Origin of the sequence: Brevibacterium otitidis, assembly GCF_042429315.1 — a bacterium.
In the GTDB taxonomy this organism is placed as follows: domain Bacteria; phylum Actinomycetota; class Actinomycetes; order Actinomycetales; family Brevibacteriaceae; genus Brevibacterium; species Brevibacterium otitidis.
In genome coordinates this window covers 1-8,607 of record NZ_JBHMAU010000117.1, presented here as the reverse complement: position 1 = coordinate 8,607, position 8,607 = coordinate 1, and the positions used below count along the sequence as shown (strand labels likewise).

The window sequence follows — 8,607 nt, the reverse complement described above, 5'->3', positions numbered from 1 at the left end:
GCTCACCCGAGCCCCTGATCGGCCTCGCCATGCTCACACTCGGAGGCCACCGCCCCCTCCTGCCCGGCCGCTGAAGACCCACGGATCAGTCAGTAGAGCCAGAAAAGTTCGCGTCGTCGCCGATCACCGACTCGTATCCTTTCGGCAGCGCCAGGATACGGTCGTGGATCTGCGCGGCCTTGGCGACTCGTTCCACCTCGGTGTTTTCGGCGTCGGGGCGGGCAAGGCGGATATTGTCGCGGATCGTGGTGCGCAACAGATAGGGGTCCTGGAACACGAACCCGACCTGCCCGTACAGGGTCTCGGCCGCGAGCTGACGCACGTCCTGGCCGCCGATGTGCAGTGCGCCGCCGGTGACGTCGTAGAAGCGGGGCACCAGCCGCGCCAGAGTCGACTTGCCCGACCCGGACGGACCTACCAACGCGGTCACCGTGCCGGGGGCGCAGCGGGCGACGATATCGGTGAGCACGTCGTGGTCGCCGTCGTAGCTGAACCCGACCCGGTCGAGGACGACCTGGTTGCCTTCGGGGTACTCGGGCACGTCCGGGTAGACCATGGTCGGGGTGGACAGCAGCGCGACGATCGCGTCGCGGGCATTGAACGCCTCGCGCAGGTACTGAGAGGTGTATCCGAGCTGGAGGTAGGGGGCGGCGATGCCCAGCCCGAGCAGCAGCGCCGGGAGCAGATCGACGGGGGTGAGACTCCCCGCGGTGACCAGGATGGCGCCGACGCCGGTGAGGTAGACGAGGATCACCAGCGGCGCGGTCACCAGATCGATCAGGGTCTGCGGGAGCGAGGACGAGCGCATCCAGTCGCCGTAGAAGCGGGTGAATGCTCGTGTTTCGTCACGGTAGCGCTGGTGACTGCGCCCGGTCTGCCCGAAGCTCTTGACCACGGCGATGCCGTGGATGAACTCAATCACTGCATTCGTCAACCGGCCCAGGGACGCGTCGTACTCGACGTAGCGTTCCTTGGATCCGCGCATCATCACCGGAAAGATCGCCAGCACCAGCACGAGCGGCACCAGTGTCGCCAGTGCCATCCGCCAGTCAATCGCGAACAGGTACACCAGCGAGACGACCGGCAGCGTGACCGCCAGCACTACGTCCTGGATCGAGTGCGCGATGAGCTGGTGCAGCGCGTTCACGTCGTTCTCGACCGCCTTCTTCACCCCGCCAGAGGCGGAGGAGTCGAACCATCCCAGCGGGAGTTGGCGCAGGTGCTCGACCAAACGGGTGCGGATCTCCAGTTGCAGGTCGTTGTCGGCGAGGTGGCTGACCAGGCCAGCGGCCATCAGCAGCGCGAACCGCACGATCAGGCTCACCGACGCGACGATCACGACCATCCAGGCCAGTCCTCCGTCGACCGGGGCGCTGGAGAGCGCAGGGAGAAGCACGCGGGCCAGTTCCACGACGGCGATGAACGGCACCACCGTCGCGATCCCCGCCAGCAGGTTCAGCACGACGATCAGCACGATCCTCGAGCGCACCGGCGCGAACAGATCGATCTTCACCTCCACGGCCCGGGGTGGAGTGTGCGGATCAGGGTGTGCAGTAGGAGAGGTCATATCAGTGGCTTTCTCAATACAGGGTCAGGAGCTCGGGGGCGGCGCGTCCGATGTTTGGGAGGCGTCGACGGCGGGGGTGTGCGGCAGCGTGCGGAACCTGCGGTGCACCAGCACCAGGACGAACACGGCGAGCAGGATCGTGCCGCCGATGATGACCGGCAGCAGCGGCCACACCGCGTACAGCGCGGTGCCAGCGGTGGGGGCGATGACGAAGGTGAGCCCGTTGGTCGCGCCGATCAGCCCGGCGAGTCCGCCCTGCTCGTCCCGGCTCATCAGCAGCGTGGGGCCAGCGGTGTATCCGGGCATCGCGATCCCGATGCCCATCCCGATCAACGCCACCGCGACCACGAGCAGCCAGATCCCGGCGTCGGGCACGAGGGCGGCGAACCCGATCACACCGACCAGGGTGCCCACCCGCAGCAGCGTGCTCGGCGACCACTTCGACCGGGGCACGATCACCCCTTGCGCCAGCACCATGCCTACTCCGGCCGCCAGCAGCGCGCCACCGGTGGCCAGGCCCGTCGCGTTCGCGTCGAGGGCGAAGCGATCCTGCACGAGGAACCCGGTGACGATCTGGATGAACCCCAGCGAGGTGAACATCCCGAACCCGGCCAGCAGGAACGGCCACACACGCCTGTCCCGGGGGCTGATGCGCGGCGGCTCGGGCACCAGCTCGGTGCGCGACTCCCGGCGTAGCCTCGCGCCGACCAGCAGCAGCCCTACCAGCAGCAGCACGGGCACAGCCCCGATGGAGACGAGCAGTCCAAGGCCAGCGAGCAGACCGCCGACGACCGCACCGGCGACCATCGCGACGCCCTGGACAGCACCCACTCCGGCCATGCCCTTGACCCGTTCCTCCTCGGTTCGGGTGACATCAGCGATATAGGCTTGCGCGGTCGGCGCCACCGCTGCCAGGGCGGTGCCGAACAGCACGCCGCGGGTGATCACGAACAGCACGAACAGCGCTACCCCGGCGACCAGTCCGCGCAGCCCGAGGAACGCCAGCAGCGCAAACACTGCCATCGCCCCGGTCCCGACCGCCATCGCTGCCACCAGCACAGGTTTGCGACCCCAGGACTGCGAGCGGCGGCCCCAGAATTGGCTGGTCAGCACCACCATGACTGCGGCGATGCTGATCATGAATCCGACCTGCCACTCCGCTAGTCCCACCTCGCGTGAGAGCGGCGCGATCACCGGGTTCAGCGTCATCTGTCCCAGATAGGCCAGGAATACTGAGGCGAGCACCAGCCCGATCTGTGGCTTGGGTGCGTCGCTGTCGTCAGGAGTGTTCGGGAGAGTCATTCCAGGAGTCCTTTCTCTCTGTGCACCAGCGCTTCGTGGGTGCACACCGTCCACGGCGGAGCACCGGCTGCCGAATGTGAGTGCAGAATTTGGTGAGCTATTGTCACACTGTAACAATACGCATACGCGGGTGCGGTGGTCTGCATATGTTGGGTGTCCTCGCTGGTGGCCGGTCAGGTGAGCGGATTGAGGTCGAGGCGGGCGTCTGCGGCGCGCTGCAAGAGTTCTTCGTCGTGGGTGACCAGCAGCACCACCGCGCCGTCGGCAGCGCTGTGTTTGATGGCGGCGGCGATGGAGTCGAGATGGCGCCGGTCCACACCTGAGCTGGGCTCGTCGTAGATCACGATCCTCGCCCGTGCGAGCCGGGTGGCGGCGATCACCAGGCGTTGCTGTTGCCCGCCCGACAGGGCTAGCGGGTGCTGGTCGGCGAAGGGCAGCAGATCGAACTCGTCGAGCAGTCGGTCCAACTCCTCTGCCGTCGGAGCGGGGCGACCCCCGCCGGTGGCGGCGAGCATAATCTCGGCGCGGGCGCTGTCGGTGAAGAGCTGGCGTTGCACGTCTTGCATCACGATCGCAGTCTGAGCGAGGCGTTCGCGGCGGTTCAGACGTTTTCCGTCCAGGCTGATCGTGCCCGTGTGCGGTTGCAGGCCAGCGATGATGCGGGTCAGGGTCGTCTTGCCTGCCCCGTTGGGGCCGCAGATCGCGGTGACCTGACCAGCGGGAAACTGGGCCGAGGCGATCTCCAGTACCCGGGCACCTTTGATCGTGCAGCCCACGTCGGCAAGTTCTACGCCCTCCTGCTCGGATCCAGCAGTGGTGGTGTCGTCCGTGATGCTGGATCCGGTCGCTTCCGCATGCGGCAGGGTGACCGGGGTGGGCGGGGTGGAGCCGCGGAGCCCGTGTTCGGCGAGAACAGACTGCGGGAGCGCGGAGAACGCGGCGGCATACCATTCTTGGGCGATGCGCCCGTTCTCCAGCAGTACGAAGCGGTCAGCGAGGCCCGTGAGGTAGTGCAGGCGGTGCTCGCTGATGACGATCCCGATCCCGCGCTCTCGCAGCTCGGCCAGGATGGCCGCGAGGTTCGCGATGACCTCGGTGGACAGGTTGGAACTGGGCTCATCCAGCAGCAGGAGGCCCGGTTCGTGACCCAGGGCCGATGCCACGGCGACGCGCTGCTGCTGTCCGCCCGATAAGCTCAGCAGTGACCGGGCGGCCATCTCGCTCAGCCCGAACTGCGCCATCATCGCGTCGGCTCGGGCCTGGATGAGGGCCGGGTCTGTGCCGAAGTTCTCCAGTGCGAACGACAGCTCATCGACGACGGTGGAGGTGAAGAACTGCCGCCGCGGATGCTGCAACACGGTGCCGGTGCGGCGGCCGAGCTCGTCCAGTGAGCTCGACGCGACGTCCAGGCCAGCGACGGTGATGTTGCCGTCGAGCGAGCCATCATGGAAGTGCGGCACCAGGCCATTCATCGTCCGCAGCAGCGTCGACTTGCCCGACCCGCTCGCCCCGCACAGTACGACCACCTCGCTGGGGGCCACCCTCAAGTCGATGTCATGCAGCGTGGGAGCACCAGCGGCCGCGTAGGCCCAGGACACGTCTGCGATCGCGATCACGACAGCCCCCTCAGAATGAAGCATCCGGCCGCGAGGACGGCGGCGATGACGATCCAGAGCAAGTCCGGCCATCCCAGGCGGGGCACGATGCGGCTCGTCGGCCGCTGGTACGAACCCAGGCCCCGCAGCAGGGCAGCGGCGGTGAGGTCGTCGCCGACCCGCAGTGTCGAGGCGATCACCGGCACCGTGAAGCGGCCGATGCTCAACACCGGGTGACGCAACAGTGCCCGCCATCCAGTCAGCCCGTGCAGCCTCATCGAGTCGACCACCGCCGTCACCTCTGAAGCCACTACCGGGATGAACCGCAGCACGACCGCGATCGGCACCGTCAGCCCTCGCGGAACCCGAGCCGCCCGCAAGGCTGCCGTCACCGTGCCCGGCGTCGCGGTGCGGAACAGGTGCAGCGCCACCGCATAGACCGTCACGAACCGCAGCAAGAACGCCGCCGCGACCCCCAGAATCACCGAGAAACCGGTCGGCACCAGCATTGGCAGCACGTACCCGAGGCACCCCAACACGGCGAACGCGAATGCCAGCAGCGTCAGGTGCCTCTTCGCCCGGTCGGCGAAGGCCAGGAGCAGACCGAGCACGATGCCCGCAGGAACGAGGAACTCACCGCCAGGTGCCATCACGGCCAGGCTCGTCGCGAGGATCAGGACGATGCTCGTGCGCGGATCCGTGACCCGCCACGACTCCCTTCTCGTGACCGCCTGCACTCTCGACTCGGAGCCCGGTACCGATACTGCGGCGATGCTCTCGGATGACAAACTCACGCCAGGCCAGCCCGCGCGAAGTTCTTCCGCAGCAGACCCAGCGCGATCACCCCACCGATAAAGCCGAGGATCACCGTGGCAATGTCGAACCCGATCAGCACCGCCGGCGACAGGAACGCATCCAGTCCAGCCACGTACTCCGGCCCCATCTGCGACATCGACGGCGAGCTGAAGTACGCCTCACGGTCATAAAACAACGGCAGCAACGGACCCACATACCAAGCCGAGAAAACCGCGTATGAGAACACGCCTGCCCACCGCGAACGATACCCCGTGGCGGTGAGGATCACCTCGACCACGATCCCCAGCGCCACCAGGATCGCCACCGCCAGTGGCGGGTATCCGGCGACGAGGAACACCACACCGACCACGATCGAGAACAGGGCGACCATCCCGGCATGCCTCACTCGCGCCAGGAACAGCATGAACGGGATCGCCCCGATCACGATGCTCAGCCCCAGCGTGACCAGCATCATCACCGGGTTGAGGAACCCGAACATTGTCACCGCGAAGAACAACACGATGTAGATCGCCGCGAAGATCCCGATCGTGATCAGGTCCCTGCCACTCATCGCCACCGAGAACCCCCGTCTCTCACGGACGCTCCTCGACACAGACTCCTTCACAACGACCACCTTTCTTCTTCCTATTCCCGCCCACGTTGCTCGACGCCGAGAGGCCGCGCCAGTTCGCTCCGCAGGATCGCGGAGTGCTCACTTCATCCTAATGTTACACCGTTCAGATGACAAGCGTTCTCATCAAGCGGGTGACGGAGTGCCCTGACAGGGGGCCTGGCGGCTCTCCGGCAGTGTTCGAAGACGCATCCGAGCACAGAGGATCGCGGCGCGGAACACGTCGCGGCCGACCAACAACCACCCACGCCCGGCGGTGGCGATCGCGACGGTGATTAGTGGCTCATGGGACATCTGGTGTGGGTAGCGGCTCGCCGGTGAGCAGGCTGCGGGCCGTGGGGGTCGAGGTCCCCGAGGATCAGAGGCGACCAAGCTCTCTGTTCGTTCTCGAGGACCTCGAAGTTGTCCAACGCTACGGGGGCTGTGAAGCGCCCACGACTTCTGATCACGACCCGTGCCGACGCTGCGACCTGTTACTGGGTATGGACGGGGTGCACGTCGAGCATGTCGAGCGCGGCCCCACGACGCTGACGATCACGGTCTCGACCCCGGCGCGGCTGATGGGGTGTCCCGCCTGTGGCGTCATGGCCGAAGGCCGAGGGCGACGAGTACGAATCCTGCACGACGTTCCGGGGCCGGTGCCCGTGACGCTGTGGTGGCGGCAGCGGACCTGGCGTTGCCCGGACGAGGGCTGCCCGGTCGGTGCCTTCGTCGAGCAGGTTCCGGGTCTGGTGCTCCCGCAAGGGTCGCTCACCTGCCGGGCCGTTGACTGGGCGATCGGACAACTGCGGCACCAGCACGCCACCATCGCGGGCCTGGCCCGGCTGCTGCAGGTCGCGTGGAAGACGCTGTGGCGGGCCGTGCGTCCCGAGCTGGAGCACCGCGCCGCGGACGAGTCCCGCTTCACGGGGGTCAGGAGCCTCGGCGTGGATGAGCACGTCTGGCACCACGCCAACCCCAAGACGCGCGGCCCGAAGGAGCTGACCGGGATGGTCGACCTCACCCGCGACGAGGGCGAACGCGTGCATGCCCGACTGCTGGACCTAGTGCCGGGCCGGTCGAAGAAGGCCTACGTCGACTGGCTGACCGCCCGCGGTCAGTCGTTCCGCCAAGGCGTCGAGGTCGCGGCGCTGGATCCGTTCGGCGGCTACAAGTCCGCCATCGACGACCAGCTCGAAGACGCCACCGCGGTCCTCGACGCGTTCCACGTCGTCAAGCTCGGCACCGCCGTCGTGGACGAGGTCCGCCGCCGAGTCCAGCAGGACACCACCGGCCACCGCGGCCGCAAGGGCGACCCATTGTTCGGCATCCAGACCATCCTGCGCGCCGGCGCCGAGAACCTCACCAACAAGCAGCAGGCCCGCCTGACCCGAGCGATCAACACCGACGAAGCCCACGAAGAGGTGTTCGTCGCCTGGCAGTGCGCCCAGCAGCTACGAGCCGCCTACCAGGCCCGAGACCTGACGGACGGCCGCCGGATGGCCGAGAGGATCCTCGCTGCGTTCCATACCTGCCCCATCGGCGAAGTCGCGCGCCTCGGACGAACCCTGCGCAAGTGGCGGACCGCGTTCCTGGCCTACTTCACCACAGGCCGAGCGAACAACGGCGGCACCGAGGCCATGAACGGCATCATCGAGCTCCACCGCCGCCTCGCTTGCGGCTACCGCAACCGCGACAACTACCGACTACGCATGCTGCTCGCCGGAGGAGGACTCGACCTCACGCCCCTACCGGATGTCCCATGAGCCTGATTAGTTCGTGAGAGTGTTGTCGAGCCCGTCCATCAAGCGTTCTAGGATGAAGCGGTAGTAGTCGTCACGGGCGGCGGAGGCCGATTCCGGCGATCCCATGAACTGTGAGGCCATATCGCGTGTGAGGCGCGAGATGCCGGGGCTGTCGTCTGCCAGATTAGAGACCTCACGCATGACCAACGCATGGTCGCGCACGTTCTCGTCCTCATGTTGCAGGCGATCGTCTGCAGCGGCGATCGTCATCATAGCGGTGTTGAACAATGACGCGTATGCACGTGCCGCGCCCTTGCCGAAACCGGCCTCGTCCAGTGACGCGACGCCGGCGTCGACGACCGGTGCCATGCTAGCGAACACCGGACCGTGCAGGAGCAGCCACCTGGCTGTGCCGGGATAGGTCGCCAAGACCGGGCGTGCCGGATATAGCGCGGCCCGGAACCACTCACGCCACGGACGCGTCTCGGTCGGGAAGCTGATCATCCCGAGTACCCGCTCGACGACGTATCGGCGCAGCAGATCCTTTCCGCCGACATGGTGGTACACCACCGACGGGGCGACGTCCAGCCGCCTCGCTAAGTCCCGCAGTGACCATGCCTCAAGACCGCTACCTCGTGAGGCATCTGCGGCTGCGTCGATGATCGACTCCGGTGTCAGGCCCAGGTGGTAGGACGATTCCGATGCTTTTCTGATTTTGGTCTCCTCGGTCGTGCAGCAGCGACGGTGTGCGACCATACCTGCCGTGACTTTTGAGCGCTCCTCGAATGTTACACCGATCAGGACGCACCCTCCGCGGGGATGTCCTCGTGTCGACACCGGTGTTGCGGACACGGAGGCCGAGTCGCCCTTTTCACGTACTGCCGGGAGTTAGCCTTGATCCACCGATGTAAGTAGCCGGATCGAGCCGCGTGTGGAATGGAAATGCCCCTCCTGAACTGGGAAAATGGTGATGTTCTCAGTCAACATTCCCGG

At 66.7% G+C, this 8,607-nt stretch carries 7 protein-coding genes; 1 reads left to right on the top strand and 6 read right to left on the bottom strand.

What is annotated here, in order from left to right:
- Window positions 1-85: 85 nt before the first annotated feature.
- The 5 genes from ACFFN1_RS14040 to ACFFN1_RS14020 all read right to left on the bottom strand — a co-directional run bounded on the left by ACFFN1_RS14040 (window position 86) and on the right by ACFFN1_RS14020 (window position 5,872).
- Window positions 86-1,519 (bottom strand): ABC transporter ATP-binding protein, encoded by a 1,434-nt coding sequence (locus ACFFN1_RS14040; RefSeq protein ID WP_376841463.1) that lies wholly within the window; start codon window positions 1,517-1,519, stop codon window positions 86-88.
- A 72-nt stretch (window positions 1,520-1,591) separates the two neighbouring features.
- The gene (locus ACFFN1_RS14035) at window positions 1,592-2,869 is read right to left on the bottom strand and encodes an MFS transporter (RefSeq protein WP_376841462.1); all 1,278 of its coding nucleotides are present in this window, start codon (window positions 2,867-2,869) and stop codon (window positions 1,592-1,594) included.
- A 173-nt stretch (window positions 2,870-3,042) separates the two neighbouring features.
- Window positions 3,043-4,485 carry an ABC transporter ATP-binding protein gene (locus ACFFN1_RS14030; RefSeq protein WP_376841461.1) on the bottom strand — a complete coding sequence of 481 codons (1,443 nt, stop codon included), beginning with the start codon at window positions 4,483-4,485 and terminating at the stop codon, window positions 3,043-3,045.
- On the bottom strand, window positions 4,482-5,258 hold the full coding sequence (locus tag ACFFN1_RS14025; protein WP_376841460.1) for an energy-coupling factor transporter transmembrane component T family protein: 777 nt from the start codon (window positions 5,256-5,258) through the stop codon (window positions 4,482-4,484). Before ACFFN1_RS14025 ends, ACFFN1_RS14030 begins: the two co-directional genes overlap by 4 nt.
- Window positions 5,255-5,872 carry an MptD family putative ECF transporter S component gene (locus ACFFN1_RS14020; protein ID WP_376841459.1) on the bottom strand — a complete coding sequence of 206 codons (618 nt, stop codon included), beginning with the start codon at window positions 5,870-5,872 and terminating at the stop codon, window positions 5,255-5,257. Before ACFFN1_RS14020 ends, ACFFN1_RS14025 begins: the two co-directional genes overlap by 4 nt.
- A gap of 494 nt (window positions 5,873-6,366) precedes the next feature.
- On the opposite strand from ACFFN1_RS14020, the gene ACFFN1_RS14015 reads away from it, so the two are divergent.
- Window positions 6,367-7,635 carry an ISL3 family transposase gene (locus ACFFN1_RS14015; protein ID WP_446680480.1) on the top strand — a complete coding sequence of 423 codons (1,269 nt, stop codon included), beginning with the start codon at window positions 6,367-6,369 and terminating at the stop codon, window positions 7,633-7,635.
- A 6-nt stretch (window positions 7,636-7,641) separates the two neighbouring features.
- On the opposite strand, the gene ACFFN1_RS14010 is transcribed toward ACFFN1_RS14015, so the two are convergent.
- Window positions 7,642-8,370 (bottom strand): TetR/AcrR family transcriptional regulator, encoded by a 729-nt coding sequence (locus ACFFN1_RS14010; protein ID WP_376841457.1) that lies wholly within the window; start codon window positions 8,368-8,370, stop codon window positions 7,642-7,644.
- Between the last annotated feature and the right edge of the window lie 237 nt (window positions 8,371-8,607).

Coding starts and splice junctions, on each gene's coding strand:
- ACFFN1_RS14010 (WP_376841457.1), bottom strand. CDS start 8,370: ATGGTCGCACACCGTCGCTGCTGCACGACCGAGGAGACCAAAATCAGA.
- ACFFN1_RS14035 (WP_376841462.1), bottom strand. CDS start 2,869: ATGACTCTCCCGAACACTCCTGACGACAGCGACGCACCCAAGCCACAG.